The 21,742-nt window shown below is 59.0% G+C and carries 23 protein-coding genes; 15 read left to right on the top strand and 8 right to left on the bottom strand.

Translation table 11 applies throughout. From position 1 onward, the window contains the following. Positions 1 to 27 precede the first annotated feature (27 nt). Positions 28 to 915: a tRNA glutamyl-Q(34) synthetase GluQRS gene (gene gluQRS, locus Q7W83_RS23825; protein WP_150638259.1), complete on the bottom strand. Its 888-nt coding sequence runs from the start codon at positions 913 to 915 to the stop codon at positions 28 to 30. A 183-nt stretch (positions 916 to 1,098) separates the two neighbouring features. Then, positions 1,099 to 1,539 carry an RNA polymerase-binding protein DksA gene (dksA, locus tag Q7W83_RS23820; RefSeq protein WP_007902025.1) on the bottom strand — a complete coding sequence of 147 codons (441 nt, stop codon included), beginning with the start codon at positions 1,537 to 1,539 and terminating at the stop codon, positions 1,099 to 1,101. A gap of 335 nt (positions 1,540 to 1,874) precedes the next feature. On the opposite strand from dksA, the gene Q7W83_RS23815 reads away from it, so the two are divergent. Beyond that, entirely contained in the window at positions 1,875 to 3,047 is a 1,173-nt protein-coding gene (locus Q7W83_RS23815; protein WP_150654461.1) for a pyridoxal phosphate-dependent aminotransferase, read from the top strand. Beyond that, on the top strand, positions 3,047 to 3,760 hold the full coding sequence (sfsA, locus tag Q7W83_RS23810; protein WP_473657299.1) for a DNA/RNA nuclease SfsA: 714 nt from the start codon (positions 3,047 to 3,049) through the stop codon (positions 3,758 to 3,760). Before Q7W83_RS23815 ends, sfsA begins: the two co-directional genes overlap by 1 nt. On the opposite strand, the gene Q7W83_RS23805 is transcribed toward sfsA, so the two are convergent. Next, positions 3,757 to 4,074, bottom strand: coding sequence for a Rieske (2Fe-2S) protein (locus Q7W83_RS23805; RefSeq protein ID WP_150654459.1), 318 nt, complete (start codon positions 4,072 to 4,074; stop codon positions 3,757 to 3,759). The genes sfsA and Q7W83_RS23805 overlap by 4 nt on opposite strands. Before the next feature lie 165 nt (positions 4,075 to 4,239). Between Q7W83_RS23805 and Q7W83_RS23800 the strand changes: the two genes are divergently transcribed. Genes Q7W83_RS23800 through Q7W83_RS23785 form a run of 4 tightly spaced genes read left to right on the top strand, consistent with a single transcriptional unit; the run spans position 4,240 to position 7,787 of the window. Then, positions 4,240 to 5,112, top strand: coding sequence for a heme/hemin ABC transporter substrate-binding protein (locus Q7W83_RS23800; protein WP_473657296.1), 873 nt, complete (start codon positions 4,240 to 4,242; stop codon positions 5,110 to 5,112). 50 nt (positions 5,113 to 5,162) lie between these two features. Continuing rightward, complete coding sequence (locus Q7W83_RS23795) at positions 5,163 to 6,146, top strand: FecCD family ABC transporter permease (RefSeq protein ID WP_458378068.1); 984 nt, start codon at positions 5,163 to 5,165, stop codon at positions 6,144 to 6,146. Then, positions 6,146 to 6,913: a heme ABC transporter ATP-binding protein gene (locus Q7W83_RS23790; RefSeq protein WP_150633572.1), complete on the top strand. Its 768-nt coding sequence runs from the start codon at positions 6,146 to 6,148 to the stop codon at positions 6,911 to 6,913. Before Q7W83_RS23795 ends, Q7W83_RS23790 begins: the two co-directional genes overlap by 1 nt. Before the next feature lie 22 nt (positions 6,914 to 6,935). Further along, the gene (locus Q7W83_RS23785; protein WP_473657294.1) at positions 6,936 to 7,787 is read left to right on the top strand and encodes a ChaN family lipoprotein; all 852 of its coding nucleotides are present in this window, start codon (positions 6,936 to 6,938) and stop codon (positions 7,785 to 7,787) included. Between the two features lie 233 nt (positions 7,788 to 8,020). Here Q7W83_RS23785 and Q7W83_RS23780 read toward each other — a convergent pair whose 3' ends face one another. The 4 genes from Q7W83_RS23780 to Q7W83_RS23765 form a co-directional block, all read right to left on the bottom strand. Then, complete coding sequence (locus tag Q7W83_RS23780) at positions 8,021 to 8,821, bottom strand: Crp/Fnr family transcriptional regulator (RefSeq protein ID WP_473657292.1); 801 nt, start codon at positions 8,819 to 8,821, stop codon at positions 8,021 to 8,023. Between the two features lie 15 nt (positions 8,822 to 8,836). Further along, positions 8,837 to 9,109 (bottom strand): TfoX/Sxy family protein, encoded by a 273-nt coding sequence (locus tag Q7W83_RS23775; protein ID WP_007971093.1) that lies wholly within the window; start codon positions 9,107 to 9,109, stop codon positions 8,837 to 8,839. Positions 9,110 to 9,353: 244 nt separating this feature from the next. Further along, the gene (locus Q7W83_RS23770) at positions 9,354 to 9,698 is read right to left on the bottom strand and encodes a pentapeptide repeat-containing protein (protein ID WP_473657289.1); all 345 of its coding nucleotides are present in this window, start codon (positions 9,696 to 9,698) and stop codon (positions 9,354 to 9,356) included. A gap of 91 nt (positions 9,699 to 9,789) precedes the next feature. After that, complete coding sequence (locus Q7W83_RS23765) at positions 9,790 to 11,346, bottom strand: bifunctional aminoglycoside phosphotransferase/ATP-binding protein (RefSeq protein ID WP_473657287.1); 1,557 nt, start codon at positions 11,344 to 11,346, stop codon at positions 9,790 to 9,792. A gap of 117 nt (positions 11,347 to 11,463) precedes the next feature. On the opposite strand from Q7W83_RS23765, the gene mrcB reads away from it, so the two are divergent. Genes mrcB through Q7W83_RS23750 form a run of 3 tightly spaced genes read left to right on the top strand, consistent with a single transcriptional unit; the run spans position 11,464 to position 14,874 of the window. Continuing rightward, positions 11,464 to 13,788, top strand: coding sequence for a penicillin-binding protein 1B (mrcB, locus tag Q7W83_RS23760; RefSeq protein WP_150634704.1), 2,325 nt, complete (start codon positions 11,464 to 11,466; stop codon positions 13,786 to 13,788). 16 nt (positions 13,789 to 13,804) lie between these two features. Then, positions 13,805 to 14,539: a tetratricopeptide repeat protein gene (locus Q7W83_RS23755; protein WP_150634703.1), complete on the top strand. Its 735-nt coding sequence runs from the start codon at positions 13,805 to 13,807 to the stop codon at positions 14,537 to 14,539. Further along, a complete protein-coding gene (locus Q7W83_RS23750; RefSeq protein WP_150634702.1) occupies positions 14,539 to 14,874 on the top strand; it encodes a YqcC family protein in 336 nt (111 codons plus the stop codon). The genes Q7W83_RS23755 and Q7W83_RS23750 overlap by 1 nt, the downstream gene beginning before the upstream one ends. Before the next feature lie 18 nt (positions 14,875 to 14,892). Here the strand turns inward: Q7W83_RS23750 and Q7W83_RS23745 are convergent, their stop codons facing one another. Beyond that, positions 14,893 to 15,315, bottom strand: coding sequence for a DUF4124 domain-containing protein (locus Q7W83_RS23745; protein ID WP_473657282.1), 423 nt, complete (start codon positions 15,313 to 15,315; stop codon positions 14,893 to 14,895). Positions 15,316 to 15,715: 400 nt separating this feature from the next. On the opposite strand from Q7W83_RS23745, the gene Q7W83_RS23740 reads away from it, so the two are divergent. The 6 genes from Q7W83_RS23740 to msrQ all read left to right on the top strand — a co-directional run bounded on the left by Q7W83_RS23740 (position 15,716) and on the right by msrQ (position 21,690). Next, a complete protein-coding gene (locus tag Q7W83_RS23740; protein ID WP_150638251.1) occupies positions 15,716 to 17,440 on the top strand; it encodes an acetolactate synthase 3 large subunit in 1,725 nt (574 codons plus the stop codon). A 2-nt stretch (positions 17,441 to 17,442) separates the two neighbouring features. Beyond that, a complete protein-coding gene (gene ilvN / locus Q7W83_RS23735; protein WP_003176102.1) occupies positions 17,443 to 17,934 on the top strand; it encodes an acetolactate synthase small subunit in 492 nt (163 codons plus the stop codon). 48 nt (positions 17,935 to 17,982) lie between these two features. After that, positions 17,983 to 18,999: a ketol-acid reductoisomerase gene (gene ilvC, locus Q7W83_RS23730; RefSeq protein ID WP_007948647.1), complete on the top strand. Its 1,017-nt coding sequence runs from the start codon at positions 17,983 to 17,985 to the stop codon at positions 18,997 to 18,999. Between the two features lie 144 nt (positions 19,000 to 19,143). Further along, entirely contained in the window at positions 19,144 to 19,998 is an 855-nt protein-coding gene (pssA, locus tag Q7W83_RS23725) for a CDP-diacylglycerol--serine O-phosphatidyltransferase (protein ID WP_150634805.1), read from the top strand. Positions 19,999 to 20,056: 58 nt separating this feature from the next. Continuing rightward, positions 20,057 to 21,070, top strand: a complete 1,014-nt coding sequence (msrP, locus tag Q7W83_RS23720; protein WP_473657276.1) for a protein-methionine-sulfoxide reductase catalytic subunit MsrP — start codon at positions 20,057 to 20,059, stop codon at positions 21,068 to 21,070. Then, positions 21,070 to 21,690 carry a protein-methionine-sulfoxide reductase heme-binding subunit MsrQ gene (msrQ, locus tag Q7W83_RS23715; protein WP_150634807.1) on the top strand — a complete coding sequence of 207 codons (621 nt, stop codon included), beginning with the start codon at positions 21,070 to 21,072 and terminating at the stop codon, positions 21,688 to 21,690. Before msrP ends, msrQ begins: the two co-directional genes overlap by 1 nt. Positions 21,691 to 21,742: the final 52 nt, after the last annotated feature.

Raw genomic sequence — 21,742 nt, 5'->3', positions numbered from 1 at the left:
CGGATGGGCGCGCCACTGCAAGTCTGATCACTGTAGTTGCGCTTCGGGCAGGTTGAGTGTGCGCGGGATCTTCAGCGCATCCCAGTGGGCGATACCCCAGTTCAGCACTTCACGTGGGGTGGCATACGCCAGTTCGGCGCCCGGATTCTGCCCGAGCGCGCGCAATGCACGCAGTAACAAAGGTGTGGCCTGATCTTCGGTCAGCGGTGGCGAACGGTAGGACTTGCCGAGCTTGTTGCCGTCAGGCTGGGTAATCAGCGGGATGTGCAGATAGCGCGGTTGCGAGAAACCCAGCAGTTCCTGCAGATAGAGCTGACGTGGCGTGGAGTCGAGCAGGTCCGCGCCACGGACGATGTCGGTGACGCCTTGCCAGGCGTCATCGAGGACCACGGCCAATTGGTAGGCGTAGAGTCCATCGCGGCGGCGGATCACGAAATCACCGACATCCCGACCCAGATGCTGGCGGTATTCACCTTGCACGCGGTCGATGAAGTGGTATTCGAGCTCGGGCACACGCAGGCGAATCGCAGCGTCTTCAGTGCCATGGCCGGCATTGCGGCACAGGCCCGGATAAATGCCGTGATAGGGCTCAAGCTGTTTGCGCGAACAGGTGCAGGCGTAGGCCAGGCCATGATTGAACAGGCGATTGAGCACTTCGGCGTAGGCATCGTGCCGGTCGCTTTGTCGGACCATTTCGCCGTCCCACTCGAAACCGTAGCTTTCCAGCGCCTTGAGGATGGCCGCTTGCGCGCCGGGTTCTTCCCGTGGCGGATCGAGGTCTTCCATGCGCATCAGCCAACGCCCGCCCACCGACCGCGCGTCGAGGTACGAGGCCAGCGCGGCAACCAGCGAACCGAAATGCAGGTGGCCGCTTGGCGTGGGGGCGAAGCGACCGATGTAGGAGGTGGCAGTCATATAGGCGATGTTACTTTTCCAGGCTTGCGCCAGACCCTGTGGGAGCGAGCTTGCTTGCGAAAGCGGTGTATGAAGCTTAAGGCCTCTTCGCGAGCAGGCTCGCTCCCACAGTTTTGCTGTCGGGGCAAATGTCGGAAACAAAAACGGAGCGTTCGCACGCTCCGTTCTTCGTTCAAGTCGAGATTACTTGCCGACTTGCTTTTCCTTGATTTCCGCCAGGGTCTTGCAGTCAACGCACATGTCGGCGGTAGGGCGGGCTTCCAGTCGCTTGACGCCGATCTCGACGCCGCAGGACTCGCACCAGCCATATTCTTCGTCTTCGATCAATTGCAGCGTCTTGTCGATCTTCTTGATCAACTTGCGCTCACGGTCGCGGGCGCGCAATTCAAGGCTGAACTCTTCTTCCTGGCTGGCACGGTCTGCCGGGTCAGGGAAGTTGGCCGCTTCGTCTTTCATGTGATCAACCGTGCGGTCGACTTCCTGCATCAAGTCCTGTTTCCACTTATTCAGGATCTTGGTGAAGTGAGCGCGCATGGGTTTGCCCATGTACTCCTCGCCCTTTACTTCTTTGTAGGGTTCGAAGCCGCTGATCGACTGATTTTGCTGCTTTGCTTGGGTGGGCATGAAATGGACCGCCTCTACTCTTGTAATCCATCTGCGCAGGATTGCTCCATCACCGACACCTGCCGGCCCTGCGGCTGCAAGCGGGCGAACTTACCAGATCAAATCGGGCCGCGCTACTCCCGGATGTCGAGGTAGTGGCCCGAAGGGCTTGCAAATGATTGCAAAGCCTTGACTGGTGGTGCTGGAGACCTGATCAATTAATGATTTTAGTCAAACCTCGCGCACTCGCATGAGTCGTTTGTGGCCAGGGTCTTAAGGCGTCTGACCGCTTTAGGTTCTCGCTCGTTCCTGCGCTTGGGTAGAATCGGTTTTTTTCCCTCGTTGAAGGAAGGCTAATGGCTCAGTCCTACAGTGCCCGCAGTCGCGCAATCGAACCGTTCCATGTCATGGCGCTGCTGGCGCGGGCCAATGAGCTGCAAGCCGCCGGCCACGATGTGATCCACCTGGAAATCGGCGAACCGGACTTCACCACCGCCGAGCCGATCATCCAGGCTGGCCAGGCCGCACTGACGGCGGGGAAAACCCGTTACACCGCTGCCCGTGGCATTCCCGAACTGCGTGAGGCCATTTCCGGCTTCTATCAGCAGCGTTACGGTTTGAACATTGATCCGCAGCGAATCCTCATCACCCCCGGCGGTTCCGGCGCATTGCTGCTGGCCAGCGCCTTGCTGGTGGATCCGGGCAAACACTGGCTGCTGGCGGACCCGGGTTACCCGTGCAACCGGCACTTCCTGCGGCTGGTCGAAGGTGCGGCGCAGCTTGTCCCCGTCGGTCCGGAGGTGCGGTATCAACTGACACCGGACCTGGTCGAGCGTCATTGGGATCACGACAGCGTCGGCGCGCTGGTGGCGTCGCCGGCCAACCCGACCGGGACCATCCTGACCCGAGACGAGCTGGCGGGCCTGTCGACCGCGATCAAGGCGCGGCATGGCCATCTGGTGGTGGACGAGATCTACCACGGTCTGACCTACGGCACCGATGCCGCCAGCGTACTGGAAGTCGATGACAGCGCCTTCGTGCTGAATAGTTTTTCAAAGTATTTCGGCATGACCGGCTGGAGACTCGGTTGGCTGGTGGCGCCGGAAGCGGCGGTCGGCGAACTGGAAAAACTCGCACAGAACCTCTACATCAGCGCGCCGAGCATGGCCCAACATGCCGCACTGGCGTGTTTCGAGCCTGCGACCATCGCCATTCTTGAAGAGCGTCGCTCCGAGTTTGGTCGGCGTCGGGATTTTCTGCTGCCCGCCCTGCGAGAGTTGGGTTTCGGCATCGCCGTTGAACCTGAGGGTGCGTTCTACTTGTATGCCGATATCAGCAAGTTCGGCGGCGATGCCTTCGCGTTCTGTCGGCATTTCCTTGAAACCGAACACGTGGCGATTACCCCGGGCCTCGACTTCGGGCGTTATCAGGCCGGCCATCACGTGCGCTTTGCCTACACCCAAAGCCTTCCGCGCTTGCAGGAAGCGGTCGAGCGCATCGCTCGCGGCTTGAAGAGCTGGCAAGGCTGATGCGCTTCAATCCTCCCCTTGAAGAAGGTCGCTTGATCCGACGTTACAAGCGTTTTCTCGCCGATATCGAAACCGTTCATGGCGAGTTGCTGACCATTCACTGCCCGAACACCGGCTCGATGCTCAATTGTCAGGTGGAGGGCGGGCAGGTCTGGTTCAGTCGCTCCAATGACCCCAAGCGCAAGTTGCCCGGGACCTGGGAAATCGGCGAAACCTCTCAAGGACGTCTGTTCTGCGTGAACACCGGGCGAGCCAACGGTTTGATTGAAGAGGCGCTGCGGGCCGGCATCATTACGGAGCTCAACGGCTTCAACGAGCTGAAACGCGAAGTGGCCTACGGGCAGGAGAGCAGCCGCATCGATTTTCGCCTCGATTACCCGAGTGGACCGGCGTATGTGGAAGTCAAAAGTGTCACGTTGGGCTTTGATGGCTCATCGGTGGCGGCGTTTCCCGATGCGGTGACCCAACGCGGTGCCAAGCATTTGCGCGAATTGGCGCATCTGGCGCGGGACGGGATTCGCGCGGTGCAGTTGTACTGCGTGAACCTCACCGGCATCGATGCCGTGCGTCCTGCAGAGGAAATCGATTCTGCCTACGCGGCCGCTTTGCGAGAAGCGGTGGCGTGCGGGGTCGAGGTATTGGCTTACGGCGTGCACTTGACCCACGAAGAAATGGTGGTCGACCGGCGCCTGGAGGTGGTGTTCGGCGGTTAAAGATTGATCCAGATGCCTTGAGCGTCTTCGCGACTCTCAACAGTGGTCAGGTACTGCCCGGCGCATGGGCCGGCGACGCACTCGCCATCTTCGATCATGAACAGTGCGCCGTGGGTGGCACACTGGATCAGGCTGTTGCTGGGGTCGAGAAACTGGTCGGGTGTCCATTCCAGCCCGACGCCACGGTGCGGGCAACGGTTGATATAGACGTAGACCTGGCCTTTGCGGCGCACGGCGAAGAGCTTCGCGCCGTCAATCTCGAAACCGCGGCTGCTGGATTCGGCCAGCTCAACGCCTGCGCAAAGAAACTTCATGTCTATCCTCAAGTGCGGCGGCTCGTGACTGGATATGTCCGAGCTTGACGTTCAAATGCAAACAATTATCAAATGGCCGCTTCGCCCATCGGGGCCGGTGCCGGATGCCGAGGATACTTGGCCTGTCACCTCAATGCCTGGGAAAACCTTTAAAGGAAGCTGTTTATGCGCCTGAGTACCCGCATTGCTGCGCTCTGTGCCGGACTCCTCATCAGTCACCACGCCGTAGCGGCCGAGTTGCAACAACGCTGGGTCAGCGCCGGCGGGGCCTTGTCGGAGTGGGTCAGCGCGATGGGCGGCGAATCGAAACTGGTCGGCGTCGACACGACCAGCCAGAATCCGGAATCGCTCAAGGCGTTGCCGAGCATCGGCTATCAACGGCAGCTGTCGGCGGAAGGCGTCTTGAGCTTACGCCCGCAGATCCTGGTCGGCACCGAAGAAATGGGGCCGCCGCCGGTGATTTCGCAAATTCGCACGGCGGGGGTGCAAGTTGAACTGTTCTCGGCTCAGCCGAACCTGCCGACGTTGCAGGCCAACTTGCAGCACTTGGGCAAGTTGCTCGGCGCCGAGGACAAGGCTGCGCGACTGTTCCAGGCTTATCAACAGCAGCTCGATCAGCAAAAGGTTCGGGTGACCAAAGCGCAACTGACGCAACCCTCGCCGGGTGTGCTGGTGCTGATCGGTCACGCGGGCGGCAAGCCGCTCATTGCTGGCAAAGATACCGCCGCAGATTGGCTGATCCAAAAGGCCGGAGGGCACAATCTGGCGACGCACACCGGTTACAAACCTTTTTCCAACGAATCCTTGATCAGCCTGGACCCAGAGGTGCTGGTGTTTGCCGACCGCGCACTGTCCGGCGAGGCGGCGCGTGCGGCGCTGTTCAAGGAAAACCCGATTCTGTCTTCAACCCGCGCCGCCAAGGACGGGCGTGTCATGGAGCTCGATCCAACGCTGCTGGTGGGTGGGCTTGGCCCGCGGTTGCCCGAGGCGTTGAAAAAAATCAGTGACGGCTTTTATCCCGGCACTGCTGCTCAATGACCGTCCTGGTAAAACCCCGTGCTTTATTCATGGGGCTGAGCGTTCTGTGTTTGTTGGCGATCTGGCTGTCGTTGGCGCTCGGACCGGTGAGCCTGCCGTTGCTCGATACCTTGCGCGCGGCGTTGCGCATGGTTGGCCTGCCCATTGCGCCTGACGGACTGGAGCAGGCCGAGCTGATCCTGGGCCAGATTCGCCTGCCGCGTACCTTGCTTGGGTTGGCGGTCGGTGGCGTGCTGGCGTTGTCGGGCGTGGCGATGCAAGGATTGTTTCGCAACCCGCTGGCCGATCCGGGCCTGGTGGGTGTTTCTAGCGGCGCGGCGTTAGGCGCGGCGATTGCGATTGTTGGCGGTTCCCTGTTTGGCGGTTTGCCAGAATCCTTCGGACCTTATCTGCTTTCGCTGTGCGCATTTCTGGGTGGCCTCGGCGTGACCGCGCTGGTGTATCGACTGGGCCGGCGTAACGGACAAACCAATGTCGCGACCATGCTCCTGGCGGGTATCGCCTTGACGGCGCTTGCAGGTTCGGCAGTGGGACTGTTCACCTATCTGGCGGACGACGCGACCCTGCGCACGCTGACCTTCTGGAACCTGGGCAGTCTCAATGGCGCCAGCTATTCGCGACTCTGGCCATTGCTGCTGATCAGTGTCGGCGTGGCGCTGTGGTTGCCGCGTCGGGCCAAGGCCCTGAATGCGTTGCTGCTGGGAGAGTCGGAGGCCGGTCACCTGGGGATCGACGTCGAAAGGCTCAAGCGCGAATTGGTGTTCTGCACCGCGCTGGGAGTCGGGGCGGCGGTGGCAGCGGCGGGAATGATCGGGTTTGTCGGATTGGTGGTACCGCATCTGGTGCGTCTGCTGGCCGGTCCCGATCATCGGGTGTTATTGCCGGCCTCGGTGCTGGCGGGCGCCAGTCTCCTGTTGTTCGCTGATCTGGTGGCGCGACTGGCACTGGCACCGGCCGAACTCCCGATCGGGATCGTCACCGCGTTCATCGGTGCACCGTTCTTCCTCTATCTACTGCTCCGAGGGCGTGCCTGATGTTGCGAACGCAAAATCTGCAAATTCTCCGGGGCCGCAAGATCGTCCTGACGGACATCACGCTTGAGCTCAATCCGGGGGAAGTCCTCGGAGTACTGGGGCCTAACGGTGCCGGTAAAAGTACACTGCTGGGTGCCTTGTGTGGTGAGTTGCCGGCGAATCATGGCAGCGTATGGCTGGATGAACGCGAGTTGCATGACTGGACCGGTGCCCAGCGAGCCCAGCGTCTGGCGGTGTTGCCGCAAGTCTCGACCCTGGACTTCGCCTTTCGCGTCGAGGAGGTCGTCGGTATGGGCCGTTTGCCGCATCAGAGCGGCCGGGTCCGTGACGACGAAATCGTCGCTGCCGCTTTGCAGGCCGCCGATGCCGGGCATTTGAGTGGTCGCAGCTATCTGGCGTTGTCCGGCGGCGAACGTCAGCGGGTGCATCTGGCGCGGGTGCTGGCGCAACTGTGGCCCGGCGAGGCGGGGCAAACGCTGCTGCTCGACGAGCCGACTTCGATGCTTGACCCGCTGCATCAACACACCACGTTGCAAGCGGTGCGCGAGTTTGCCGATCGCGGCGCATCCGTGTTGGTGATCCTGCATGATCTGAACCTGGCGGCGCGCTATTGTGATCGCCTGTTACTGCTCGAAGGCGGGCGCCCGGTGGCGCTGGATACCCCGGAGCACGTGTTGCGCCCGGAACCGCTCAAGGCGGTATTCGGGCTGGAGGTTTTGGTGCAGCAGCATCCGGAGCGTGGGCATCCGCTGATCATCGCCCGTTGATTCATTGATTGAGGGGGTGGGCATGCGTTTGATGGTGATTCTGGCGGTGCTGATGCTGAGTGCTTGTCAGCATGTTTCGAAGCCGCCACCGGTTGTCGGCGAGATTCGCGACTTGCACAGCGGTGAGAGGCTGACGGCACAGGAGCTGTTGGCGCGTCTGGCCAAGCCGTCGCGATTGATCGTGGGGGAGCAGCATGACAATCGCGATCAACATGAACTGCAACGCTGGTTGTTGCAGGCGCTGGGAGAGCGGCGCCCGCAAGGCAGTCTGCTGCTGGAAATGCTCACGCCGGATCAACAGCTGCGCGTCGACGACGTGCGCCACGCCTCGACACAGCCCGCCGATTTGCCCGGTGCATTGGCGTGGCAGTCTGGTTGGGACTGGAATCTGTATGGGCCGATCATTCGTTTTGCCCTGACCCAACCGTATCCATTGCTGGCCGCCAATCTGGACACGGTCGAAGTGCGTGCTCTTTACGCCCAGCCACCCGCGTTGAGCGGCACTCGCTCCAATGCTGCCCCGGTCAAGTCTGAGTTGCTGGCGCAGATCAGTGAATCCCATTGTGGCCTGCTGCCCCAATCGCAAATGCCGGCGATGCTCGCCGTCCAGCAGCAACGTGACCGGCGCATGGCCGAGCGACTGTTGGCGGCACCCACCCCTTCTTTGCTGTTCGCCGGCGCTCACCATGCGCGAAAGGACGTCGGCGTGCCGATCCATGTGCTGGATCTGGGTGCGCCCGAGGCGCCCGTGGTTTTAATGCTGGCGCAGCAGGGCGGCGAAGTCACAGCGGCGATGGCCGATTACGTCTGGTACACGCCTGACACGCCGGTACCGGATTACTGTGCAGAGATGCGCAAGCAGTTCGGCCTGTAAGCCAGGGACTTTTCCACAGGCAAAAAAAGACCCGGCAAGAGCCGGGTCAAATAACCGTGATTAGCCTGATGAGGAGATATCTGAGAGTCCGAACCAAGGGCTTTTCAAATATCGACCAGTCTCGCGACCAGTTGTGATAATCATAGCGATTCTCATTACCAAGTCAACCGCTGATTTTTCATTTGCTTGAAAATTGTCAGTCGCTTGCCGAAGAGCCCCGTAATCATTGGGCTTCAGCCTGTTTTTTGGGGTGAGCTCAACTGCGTGATCTGCTTGTTTAGCAGGTCAATGCGTCGGGCCATACTCTCGATCAGGCTGTGGGCGATCTTCGGATTGCTTTGTGTGAGGCTGAGAAACTGCTCCTTCGGGATCAGCATGACGGTGCTCGGTTCGCTGGCGATCACGCTGGCATTACGCTTCTCGCCGGTGAACACCGCCATCGCACCGAAAATCTCGTCCCGGGGCACGTCACCGACTTTATATCCGTCGACGAAGGCTTCTGCGTGGCCTTCGATGATGACAAACACGTGATCGGCCTCATCGCCCTGATGGATCAGCACGTCGCCCCGCGCCACCCGTTGAAAACCATTGGTGGCGCGGAACTCGGGTTGTTTCAGGCGCGCGACCGCGTCGGACAGCAGTGCAGTCTGGCCGGCCAGATATTGCAGGAACAGTTCTGAGCGTTCCAGGTTGGCATAGATGTGCTGAAAAACTTCGGAACGCAGGTAAGGCGTCAATGCCAGTGGGCTTTCACTGCACAGGCGAAAGCGTGGCAAGTCCATGTCCTGGCGCAAACCGACCAGATCGCCTTCATGCAGATAAAACAGGGCGCGCTCGTTGACACATCCATGCAGCAGCCCATTCTTCAGCACAAACAATTGATTGCCCGGCAACAGGGGCGTCAGGTCGTCCACGGCGGAAAACTGCAAGGCCGGGCCACAAGGCGACAAACGCTCCAGCAGTCGGGCGGGAATGTTTTGCAGTCGGTTGATCAGTGCATCGGCATAAGCCGGTTGTTCCCCAAGCAAGTACATGGCGGCGGTGCCTGTTCAATTCTTGTGACGTGACGAGATCGCTTCCAATTGTTTATTCAGGGCTTCCTTGCGCTCGGCGGGGATGTCGTTCCAATGCACATCCATCAACGCGCCTTCGATCGCATACAACAACACCTTGGATGCCCGAAATCCGCGCGTGCGCACGGCCCGATAAGCATCCACCGCCCCCAGGCGACGCAAGTCCGAGGCGCTGTGGATGCCCACGGCATGCAGCCACTGCGCCGATGTCTTGCCAAGATTCTTCAGGTGCTGCAGTTCATCATTCATCAAGCCTCCTTGCGACGGCCGAACGGTGCGTGGGCAAGCTTCTGAGGAGTGTAGCCATCAGTAGGAAAAGCGTGATTGTTTGGTCGGTTTCGGCGTAAATGCTTCTAAGAGGCATGCTTGCGCAGCGACGGAAAAGTTCGCGAGTCCGGTCAGAAGGGAAGGGGAAGCGATCAGGTTTACTGGCAAAAAATGCCCAAAGTCCAGCGCAAGGCGGGGGCGCTGGACCTGTCAGTCAATGTCGTTTTTAACGGGGGCGATAGCGCAGACGTGTACCGAAATTCATCGACATCAGAATTTCGTCGGCACTCAGCTCTCGCGGAAAGTAGGCGCCGGAGATCTGCGCGTGGGCCAGGCTCGCGCCTTCCAGGTTTGCGTTGCTGAAATCGATGCCGCGCAAGTCGGCGGAGCGGAAATAAGCATCGGTAAAGTCGATGCCGTCGGCGTTTAGTTCGCGCAGGTCCAAACCTCGGAAATCACCACCGACCATGTCGATAGGTCCGCTGGATGGACGTTCGTTGTTGAAGCCTGCGATGTCGTCTTTGTGCAGCAAGGCATAAAGCGGGGTGTCGAGAAGTTTCGGCTGGCTCATGTCACATCACCTGTTGGTTTTATGACGCCAGTATAGTGCCACTATTTGACAGCCGTGAAGCCGGTGAAGGCTTCACGGCTGAAATACTTTTTTACAGGCCTGGCAAGCGTTGGCGAATTTGCGCAACGACGGTGTCGAGGGTCCCGCTTTCATTGGTCTGCACGCGTTTGCTGCACAGAATCTCTTCTGGCGTCAGGGCTTCACGATTGGCTTGCTGCGCTTTGATAACGGCCAGGTTGGCGTCGGACGGATCCTTTTTATCTGCCTGACGCAGGGCCAGCCAGCTTTCGATCACGGCTTGTGGTGCGTTGCAATCAAGAATCAGGAATGGCGCGCCGGTGGCTTCGGCGATTTTCGCCGCGCCGTCACGCTGGTCGCGTTTGAGGTAAGTGGCATCGACCACCACCGGGAAACCGGCACGCAGGATGACCGCGGCGATTTCGTGCAGGCGCGTGTAAGTCGCGACGCTGGCGTCGGCGCTATAAATGCCGGCTTGCGGATCGTTGGTGACGGTCTGCTCGCCGAACAGGCGTTTGCGCTCGACATCGGAACGCAGGCGAATCGCGCCCAGCGCTTCCACCAGGCGCATGGCCACGTGGCTTTTGCCAACAGCGGAAACGCCGTGGGTGATGGCCATGAAGCGCGAAGGAATGGTGCTGTAGCTTTCTGCCAGGTTCGCATAGTTGCGGTACTGGCGCAGGGTAGTGGCGCGCTGCACCGGGTCGGCCTCGGCCGGCATGCTGAACAGGCTGACCTTGGCGCGAACCAGCGCACGGTAGGCTTTATAGAAGTTCAGCAGTTCCAGGCCCTGGTAATCGCCGGTCAGCTCCAGGTATTGGCTGATGAAGCGACGGGCCAGGCTTTTGAGGCCGCGGTCTTCAAGGTCCATCGCCAGGAAGCCGGTGTCGGCATAGACGTCGGTGAAGCGGAACGGTTCGTTGAATTCGATGCAGTCGAAGATCACGACCTTGCCATCGATCACGGTGGCGTTGCCCAGGTGGATGTCACCGTGGCATTCACGGATGAACCCCTCGGCCTTACGCTGGGCAAACAGTGGCTTGAGGCGTTCGAAGCTGCTTTCGGCCCAGGCTTGCAGAGCATCGAGTTGCAGCAGGTCAGCCTTGTCGCTGAGGAATGGGCGGATCTGTTCGAAGTTCTGCCGCACCGGCGCCATGACGCTGTCCGGTGTCCCGGCTTCGTGTTCCGCAGGCACTTTTGGTGCGGTGAGGTGGAATTGCGCAATCTGTGCGGCCATCTCGTCGATGTGCGCGGTGGTCAATTCGCCGTTGGCCTGCAGCGTGCTGAGCAGTTGGCTCTGTGGGAACTGACGCATTTTCAGCGCGTAATCGATGACCGGGCCCTCGCCGCCCAGTTGTGGTGCTTCGGCGCTGCCGGTAATCGGCAACACTTCGAGGTACAAATCATTGGTCAGACGCTGGTTCAGGCGCAGCTCTTCGCCGCAGAAATGCTCGCGAGCCTCGAGGCTGGTGAAGTCGAGGAAGCCGAAATTGACTGGTTTCTTCACTTTATAAGCAAAGGGGCCTGTGAGAATCACCCAGGAGATGTGGGTTTCGATGAGCTGGAACCCGTCTACCGGATGCGGGTAAAGGGCCGGGTTTTGCAGCGCGGCAATCAGGGACTGGCTCACAGGTGTTCCTTCAGAGTCTGAGAAAATTCACGGCCGTCATTATGGCCGCAAGTCCGCCCGACGCAAACCTCGGAGGGCTCCTGTTGAGTATGAATAAAGTGCGTATAATCCGGCGCCATGACTCGTACTCGATCCCCCCGTACCCCCAAAAAACCACCTTCCAGGGGCCTGAGCCCTTGGCTGGGCTGGGCCCTTAAACTCAGTCTGGTCGGCCTCGTGGTGCTCGCCGGATTCGCGGTTTACCTCGACGCTATTGTCCAGGAGAAGTTCTCCGGCAAGCGCTGGACCATCCCGGCCAAGGTGTATGCGCGCCCGCTGGAGCTGTTCACCGGCCAGAAGCTGAGCAAGGATGACTTCCTCACCGAACTCGACGCCTTGGGCTATCGCCGCGAAAGCGTGAGCAACGGCCCCGGCGCCGCGGCGGTCAACGGCAACACTGTCGACTTGAATACCCGTGGTTTCCAGTTCTATGAAGGCCTGGAGAAAGCACAGCCCGTGCGCGTGCGATTCTCTGGCGACTACGTAGCCGAACTCTCCGCGACCAATGGTTCGAAGCTTTCTGTGGTACGGCTGGAGCCGCTGCTGATCGGCGGGATTTATCCGAAGAATCTCGAAGACCGCATTCTGATCAAGATCGATCAGGTGCCGCCGTATCTGCTGGAAACCCTGGTCGCCGTGGAGGATCGGGACTTCTATAGCCACTGGGGCGTGTCGCCGAAGTCGATTGCCCGCGCCATCTGGGTCAACACCTCTGGCGGCAAGATGACCCAGGGCGGCAGTACCCTGACGCAACAGTTGGTCAAGAACTTCTACCTGACCAGCGAACGCAGCCTGACCCGCAAACTCACCGAAGCCATGATGGCGATGCTGCTTGAGCTGCATTACGACAAGCGGGAAATTCTTGAGGCTTACCTCAATGAAGTGTTCGTCGGTCAGGATGGCCAGCGCGCGGTGCACGGTTTCGGCCTCGCCAGTCAGTTCTTCTTCGGGCAACCGTTGTCCGAACTGAAACTGCATCAAGTCGCGATGCTGGTGGGCATGGTCAAGGGGCCGTCCTATTACAACCCGCGTCGCAATCCGGAGCGGGCGCTCGAGCGGCGCAACCTGGTGCTCGACGTACTTGAGCAGCAAGGCGTCGCCACCGCCGAACAGGTCGCTGCGGCGAAGAAAATGCCGTTGGGCGTGACGACGCGCGGCAAACTGGCCGACAGTTCGTTCCCCGGTTTTATCGATCTGGTTAAACGTCAGCTGCGTGAAGACTATCGCGATGAAGACTTGACCGAAGAAGGTCTGCGGATCTTCACCAGTTTCGATCCTATTTTGCAGATGAAAGCCGAAGCGTCGGTCAACGATACGTTCAAGCGCTTGTCCGGGCGCAAAGGCTCCGATGACGTTGAAGCGGCGATGGTCGTGACCAACCCGGAAACCGGCGAAGTCCAGGCCATGATTGGCAGTCGTCAGGCGAGCTTCGCCGGTTTCAATCGGGCGCTGGATGCTGTCCGGCCGATCGGTTCGTTGATCAAACCGGCGGTTTATCTGACAGCCCTGGAGAAGCCAAGCCAGTACACGTTGACCAGCTGGCTGTCGGACGAATCCTTCTCGGTCAAAGGCGCGGACGGTCAGGTCTGGAAACCGCAGAACTATGATCGCCGCTCCCATGGCACGGTTTTCCTTTATCAAGGCCTGGCACATTCCTACAACTTGTCGACTGCGCGTCTCGGGCTGGCGGTGGGCGTGCCGAATGTCTTGAAGACGGTGGCTCGCCTGGGTGTGAGTCGCGAGTTTCCGGCATTTCCGTCGATGCTGCTGGGCGCTGGCGGCATGACCCCGATCGAAGTGGCGACCATGTACCAGACACTCGCCAACGGTGGATTCAATACGCCGATGCGCGGGATCCGTAGCGTACTGACGGCCGAAGGCGAACCGCTCAAGCGTTATCCGTTCCAGATTCAGCAGCGTTTCGACCCGGCTTCCATTTACCTGATCCAGAGCGCCATGCAACGGGTCATGCGCGAAGGCACCGGCAGTTCGGTTTACAACGTGTTGCCGAAAACCCTGACCCTGGCCGGCAAGACCGGTACCAGTAACGATTCGCGAGACAGCTGGTTCGCCGGTTTCAGTCAGGATTTGCTGGCGGTGGTCTGGTTGGGGCGCGACGATAACGGCAAGACTCCGTTCACCGGTGCCACCGGTGCGTTGCAGGTCTGGACGAGTTTCATGCGCAAGGCCGATCCATTGCCGCTGGACATGCCGCAACCGGACAACATTGTTCAGGCGTGGGTCGACTCGCGTACCGGGCAAGGCTCTGATGCCAACTGCCCAGGCGCGGTGCAGATGCCGTATATTCGCGGCAGCGAACCGCCTCCCGGCGCCGCTTGCGGTGGCGATAGCCCTGCTTCCGGCGAAACGGTGATGGATTGGGTCAAGGGCTGGATGAATTAAGCAAAGAGGGTTTCAAGTGAACAAGTGGTTGATTCCAGCAATTACCGCCGTGGCTTTGCTCAGCGGTTGCTCCAGCGTACAACGCGGTTCGATTCCGGTTGTGGATTCAGGCAGCGCCGTTTCCAACAGTGAGCGAATTTCGGCAAACGGTGGTTATCGTCAGACGACGGTTAAACGTCCTGTGCAATCCCAGACCCAGGCGATTCCGCAAGGTGACACCGGCGTCGTGGTGATGGTACCGGGTGGCGGAGCAGTCGCATCGGCACCGATCAGCACTTCGCCGATTACACCTGGCCCGATGACTTCGAGTCCGATCGACACTTCGCCAGTCCAGTCGGCACCGGTCAACCAGGGCAGCTACAGCATGCCATCGACGCCGAGCGGGATTCCTTCGTCGAGCGCCGGTGGTTTGTCAGCCGATGAGCAACTGGACGGTCCGGTATTGGCGCTGCTGACCACTGCTCAGCAGCAACAGGCTGGCGGTGACCTCAACGGTGCGTCTTCCAGTCTGGAGCGTGCCCAACGGGTTGCGCCGCGTGAGCCGCAAGTGCTTTATCGTCTTGCGCAGGTGCGCATGGCCCAAGGTGATGCAGCACAAGCCGAGCAGTTCGCTCGTCGTGGTCTGACCCTCGCCAATGGACGTCCGGCACTTCAGGCCAGTCTGTGGGAATTGATCGCTCAGGCACGTGAGAAACAGGGTGATTCCGCTGGCGCTTCACTGGCCCGTCAGAAGGCCAAGGTTTCGCTGTGATGGACGCACGATTTCCGAAAATCGCCGAGCAGTTGCTGTTGATCGAGCGCGAACTGCGGGTTCAGGGATGGTGGGACGATGTCTCACCATCGGTTGAAGCGCTGTCCAGCGTCGAGCCGTTCTCGGTCGATACGCTGGATTTCGAGCAGTGGCTGCAATGGATCTTCCTGCCACGCATGAAAGTAATCCTCGAACAGGATTTGCCGCTGCCCAATGCCTCGGGCATTCAGGAGATGGCCGAAATGGTCTTCGCCGCCCGCAATGTCCAGGGCAAGGATCGGCAGTTGCAGGTGCTGCTCAAAGAGTTTGATCTGCTGATCACCGCCTCCCGCTGACCTCGATCATGCAGGTGCCTACTGGCAGTTCTCTGTGATCTGTCGCTGTGCTTCGGTGATGCGCTCCTGACGTTGCTCGTCGGTCAGGCGGCGCATCTCACCGTCGACGTCCTCCCGTATCCGCGGATTGTTCTGCAGTTGAGCCAGGTTGGTTCGGGCCTGCTCGCAGAATACCTTGAGCTGGGCTTGCTGCTCGGCGACCTGTTTTTTCACCGATTTATCGATGGCCTGTTGATCGCCAATGGCGTTACTGCGCGGCAGCGTAGACGGCTTGCTCGCAGAGGAGGAGGGCGTGACCACGGTCGTGGCTTCCCGGCCCTGGGGCGGTTGCGCATCGAAGTGGGTAACGCCTTGTTCATCGACCCATGTGTAAATCTGAGCGGCCATGCACAAAGGGCTGATGCCAATCAGCATGCTGGCGGTCAGGAAAAACGTTCGCATGCCATTTCCTTGTATTGGGTTGCGCAATTGAAGCTAACACAGTTGCTGTTTAGCGGTTTTTTCTTGCTTTCTCATGTGCTTACTTCAATAAAGCACATTGACGACTTGACTTGCAGGGGACGAAACAGAAGAATCCAAAGTCCGCTGTAGAGGGACTGCCAGAAGCAGACCCACTCAGCAGATCATGAGGCGCACATCCGCGCCGACCTGTTACACCCGCAACGCGTTACCTCGCGCTGGGTGGGAAAGGCCCGCAACACTTGGGACGATCCCAATACTTGCTCAGTCAGTGCTGACGTAGTCGGCGACCACCGTCGCTCATGCTCTGCTGAGAAGTAAACCTATTAAGACCCGTCCTCGTGTATGTGGGCGGTATTCTGGCGTTTTAGAGGTGAACAACGTGGAGCTTTTATCTGGCGGTGAGATGCTCGTCCGCTTTTTGCGTGACGAAGGCGTCAAGTACATCTACGGGTACCCGGGTGGTGCTCTTCTTCATGTTTACGATGCCCTGTTCAAAGAACCGGAAGTGACCCACATCCTGGTTCGTCACGAACAGGCTGCGACCCATATGGCTGACGGCTATGCTCGTGCCACCGGTAAAGCCGGTGTGGTACTGGTGACCTCCGGCCCGGGCGCAACCAACGCCATCACCGGTATTGCCACGGCCTACATGGACTCCATTCCGATGGTGGTCATTTCCGGCCAGGTGCCGAGCACCATGGTTGGCACCGATGCGTTCCAGGAAACCGACATGATCGGTATCTCCCGGCCGATCGTGAAGCACAGCTTCATGATCAAGCACGCGTCGGAAATCCCGGAAGTCATGAAGAAAGCGTTCTACCTGGCGCAATCCGGTCGTCCTGGTCCGGTCGTTGTCGATATCCCGAAAGACATGACCAACCCGGCCGAGAAGTTCGAATACATCTTCCCGAAAAAAGCCAAGCTGCGTTCCTACAGCCCGGCCGTTCGCGGTCACTCCGGACAAATCCGCAAGGCAGCCGAGATGCTCCTGGCGGCCAAACGCCCTGTGATGTATGCGGGCGGCGGCGTGATTCTCGGTGGTGGCTCCGCGCCGCTGACCGAGTTGGCGAAGATGCTCAACCTGCCAGTGACCAATACCCTGATGGGCCTGGGTGCCTACCCTGGCACCGACCGTCAGTTCATCGGCATGCTCGGCATGCACGGCAGCTACACCGCAAACCTGGCGATGCACCATGCTGACGTGATCATCGCAGTCGGCGCACGCTTCGACGATCGTGTCATCAACGGTCCGTCGAAGTTCTGCCCGAATGCGAAGATCATCCACATCGACATCGACCCGGCTTCGATCTCCAAGACCATCAAGGCCGACGTGCCGATCGTTGGTCCGGTCGAGAGCGTCCTGACCGAAATGGTCGCGATCCTCAAGGAGATCGGCGAGACCCCGAACAAGGAGTCTGTTGCCAGCTGGTGGAAGCAAGTTGATGAATGGCGCGGTGATCGCGGCCTGTTCCCGTACGACAAGGGCGACGGCAGCGTCATCAAGCCGCAGGCCGTGATCGAAACCCTGTGCGAAGTCACCAAGGGCGATGCCTTTGTTGCCTCCGATGTGGGGCAGCACCAAATGTTCGCGGCGCAGTACTACAAGTTCAACAAGCCAAACCGCTGGATCAACTCCGGTGGCCTGGGCACCATGGGCTTCGGTTTTCCGGCGGCCATGGGCATCAAGTTGAGCTTTCCGGACGCCGACGTCGCCTGCGTAACGGGCGAGGGCAGTATCCAGATGAACATTCAGGAACTGTCCACCTGTCTGCAATATGGCTTGCCGGTCAAAATCGTCATCCTGAACAACGGCGTTCTGGGTATGGTTCGCCAATGGCAAGACATGAGCTACGGCAGCCGTCACTCGCACTCTTACATGGAGTCGCTGCCTGACTTCGTGAAGCTGGCAGAGGCCTATGGTCACGTTGGCGTGCGCATCACCGAATCGAAAGATTTGAAGTCGAAGATGGAAGAGGCGTTCGCCATGAAAGATCGCCTGGTGATCATCGATATTTCGGTCGACACCAGCGAGCACGTCTACCCGATGCAGATCAAAGACGGCTCCATGCGAGATATGTGGCTGAGCAAGACGGAGCGTACTTAATCATGCGGCACATTATTTCCTTGCTTCTGGAAAACGAACCTGGCGCTCTGTCTCGTGTAGTCGGCCTGTTCTCGCAGCGCAACTACAACATCGAAAGCCTGACCGTGGCGCCAACCGAAGACCCGACGTTGTCGCGTCTGACGCTGACCACCGTTGGCCACGATGAGGTCATCGAGCAGATCACCAAGAACCTGAACAAGCTGATCGAAGTGGTCAAGCTGGTCGACCTGTCGGAAAGTGCTCACATCGAGCGCGAACTGATGCTGGTCAAGGTCAAGGCCACCGGCGCCCAGCGCGCCGAGATCAAGCGCACCACCGATATTTACCGTGGGCAGATCGTTGATGTCAGCGCTAGCGTGTATACCGTTCAATTGACCGGTACCAGCGACAAGCTCGACAGCTTCATTCAGTCCATCGGCACCGCCTCGATCCTGGAAACCGTCCGCAGCGGCGTAACCGGTATTGCTCGCGGCGACAAAGTACTCAGCATCTAAACCAAATTAGCGAACGGCCTGAACGGCCTGGATATATAGGGGAATTTCATGAAAGTTTATTACGAAAAAGACTGCGACCTGTCGATCATCCAGGGCAAGAAAGTTGCCATCATCGGTTACGGTTCCCAAGGCCACGCTCAAGCGTGCAACCTGAAAGACTCCGGCGTTGACGTCACTGTCGGCCTGCGTAAAGGTTCGGCGACTGTTGCCAAGGCCGAAGCCCACGGCCTGAAAGTGACCGACGTTGCTTCCGCTGTTGCGGCGGCCGACCTGGTCATGATTCTGACCCCGGACGAGTTCCAGTCTGCCCTGTACAAAAACGAAATCGAGCCGAACATCAAGAAAGGCGCCACCCTGGCCTTCTCCCACGGCTTCGCGATTCACTACAATCAGGTTGTTCCGCGCGCTGACCTCGACGTGATCATGATCGCGCCGAAAGCACCGGGCCACACCGTGCGTTCCGAGTTCGTCAAAGGCGGCGGTATCCCTGACCTGATCGCTATCTATCAGGATGCTTCCGGCAACGCCAAAAACGTTGCGCTGTCCTACGCTGCCGGCGTTGGCGGTGGTCGTACCGGTATCATCGAAACCACTTTCAAGGACGAGACCGAAACCGACCTGTTCGGCGAGCAAGCCGTTCTGTGCGGCGGTACCGTTGAACTGGTCAAGGCCGGTTTCGAAACCCTGGTTGAAGCTGGCTACGCGCCGGAAATGGCCTACTTCGAGTGCCTGCACGAACTGAAGCTGATCGTTGACCTCATGTACGAAGGCGGTATCGCCAACATGAACTACTCGATCTCCAACAACGCTGAATACGGCGAGTACGTGACCGGTCCGGAAGTGATCAACGCCGAATCCCGTCAGGCCATGCGCAACGCTCTGAAACGTATTCAGGACGGCGAATACGCCAAGATGTTCATCAGCGAAGGCGCAACCGGCTATCCTTCGATGACCGCCAAGCGTCGTAACAACGCCGCTCACGGTATCGAAATCATCGGCGAGCAACTGCGCTCCATGATGCCGTGGATCGGTGCCAACAAGATCGTCGACAAAGCCAAAAACTAAGTCGCGCACTTGTACGGAAAACGCGGCCTAGGCCGCGTTTTTTCGTTTGGGAGGCCGGTTCTGGTATAAAGCTGCATCGTTTGTGGCCGAACCGTCGTCCCAGACACCTGTCGAAACTTTCCACCCCGTTGCAAGGTAATGTCCATGAGCGAACGTCCCGAAGAGCCAAACCAGGCTTCTGACGCCGAAAGCCTGCTGCCCATCGATGAGCACATCGAAGAAGGGCATGACGCTGAAGGTCGTAAAGTCCGGCATCGTGGTATCTATCTTCTGCCGAATCTGTTTACCACTGCGAACCTGTTTGCAGGGTTCTATTCCATCATCAACTCGATGAGTGCCCAGAGCGCCTTGAGTGCCGGTGATGCGATTGGCGCGAGCAAGTATTTTGCCTTTGCCGCGATCGCCATTTTTGTCGCGATGGTGCTCGACGGTCTCGATGGCCGCGTTGCCCGTATGACCAACACCCAAAGCGCCTTCGGCGCCGAGTACGACTCGCTGTCCGATATGGTCGCCTTCGGTGTCGCGCCGGCACTGTTGGCCTTTGGCTGGGCCTTGGGCGATATGGGCAAGGTCGGCTGGATGGTCGCGTTCATTTATGTCGCTGGCGCTGCGTTGCGTCTGGCGCGCTTCAATACTCAGGTAGGTACTGCGGACAAACGCTACTTCATCGGTCTGGCCAGTCCGGCTGCGGCGGGTGTGGTTGCGGGTATTGTCTGGGCATTCAGCGATTACGGTATTCAGGGTTCCAAGATGTCGTTCCTGGTCGCGCTGATGGTCGCGGCTGCCGGCATGCTGATGGTCAGCAATATCAAGTACAACAGCTTCAAGGAGCTGGACTTGAAGGGTCGTGTACCTTTCGTGGCGATTCTTGCTGTAGTGTTGGTGTTTGCTGTCGTGTTCAGTGATCCGCCGCGCATTCTGCTGCTGGTTTTCCTCGCCTATGCAGCGTCTGGTCCGGTTCAATATCTGTTACGTCTTCGTCGGCACAAAAGCACGTAATTTCCCTCATACTCCGCAGTCTATTGGTGCATCTGTCCTCCAATGCTGCGGAGTTGCCATGCTGATCAAAGTCCCCAAAGCGTCCGACTGCAATGAGTCGGATGTCACGCCTGAATCCCTCTATCTGTCTCGCCGTCATGTGCTCGGGGCTGTCGTTGCCGGTCTGGCTGTCAGCAGCTTGCCGCGTTGGTCCAATGCTGAAGATGCCGCGCGATACGCGGATGTCGAGGCGGGCAATGCGCCGTCCTGGTTTGCCGAGAAACTCCCTTCGACCAAGTGGGGGGCGGTCACCGTCAAGGATGAAGCGATCACACCGTTCAAGGATGCGACTCACTACAACAACTTTTATGAGTTCGGTTCCGATAAGGGGGATCCGGCCGCCAACGCCGGTTCGCTGAAAACCGAGCCGTGGAGCGTAGTGGTGGACGGGGAGGTGGGTAAGCCGGGGCGATATGCGCTGGAAGATTTCATGAAGCCTTACCAGCTGGAGGAGCGTATCTATCGGCTTCGCTGTGTAGAGGCCTGGTCAATGGTCATTCCATGGATCGGATTTCCCATCTCTGCGCTGCTCAAAGCCGTTGAGCCCACCTCCAAGGCAAAGTTTATTCGCTTCGAAACACTGCAGGATCCAAAGACCATGCCGGGGCAGCGCTCCGGTTTTGCCTTGATCGACTGGCCCTATGTAGAAGGGTTGCGCCTGGATGAGGCAATGAACCCATTGGCGATTCTTGCGGTGGGTATGTATGGGCGCGAATTGCCAAACCAGAACGGCGCGCCTCTGCGTTTGGTCGTTCCGTGGAAGTACGGCTTCAAAAGCGTCAAATCCATTGTGCGGATCAGTCTGGTCAGCGAGCAGCCGAACACTACTTGGCAAAGCATCGCTGCGGACGAGTACGGCTTCTATGCCAACGTGAACCCGACAGTCGATCATCCGCGTTGGACGCAGGCTCGGGAGCGACGGCTGCCGAGCGGACTGTTCAAGCCTAATGTGCGTGACACGCAGATGTTCAACGGCTACTCGGACGAAGTTGCTTCTCTATATACAGGGCTCGATCTGCGGAAGAACTACTGATGCGATATCCGCTCTGGCGTATCGGTGTCTTCATCGTAGCGGCGATGTGGCCGCTGGTTTGGTTGTATCAAGCATGGGCGGACGTGCTGGGGCCGGATCCAGGCAAGGTGCTGGTTGATCGGTTGGGGTTGGGGACACTTGTACTGCTGCTTGTTGCGTTGAGTATGACGCCGTTGCAGAAACTCACCGGTTGGGTGGGGTGGATTGCTGTCCGGCGGCAACTGGGTTTGTGGTGCTTCGCTTACGTGGTACTCCATTCGGGTGGCTATTTAGCGTTCATTCTTGGCTTCGATTGGTCCCAACTGGGTGTCGAGTTGCGCAAGCGGCCGTACATTATTGTCGGTGCTTTGGGGTTCCTTTGTTTGTTGGCGTTGGCGATAACCTCTAATCGCTACAGTCAGCGACGGTTGGGGTCTCGCTGGAAGAAGCTGCATCGAATGGCTTATGGGGTTCTCGGTCTTGGTTTGCTGCATATGTTGTGGATCGTTCGTGCTGATTTGAAGGAGTGGGCGGTCTATGCATCGATAGGCGTACTGCTATTGGTGTTACGGCTGCCGCCTGTAGCTCGTCGAATTCCGCGTTTAATAGCTAAAAAGACACCATCTGCAAGAAAAGCGTAATTAGGTGTTGACGGCAGATTCTGGAAGTCTATAATTCGCCCCACTTCCGGCG

Source organism: Pseudomonas sp. 300, from assembly GCF_055803035.1.
The sequence above is the reverse complement of the archived record's forward strand: the minus strand, read 5'-3'. Positions and strand labels throughout refer to the sequence as shown.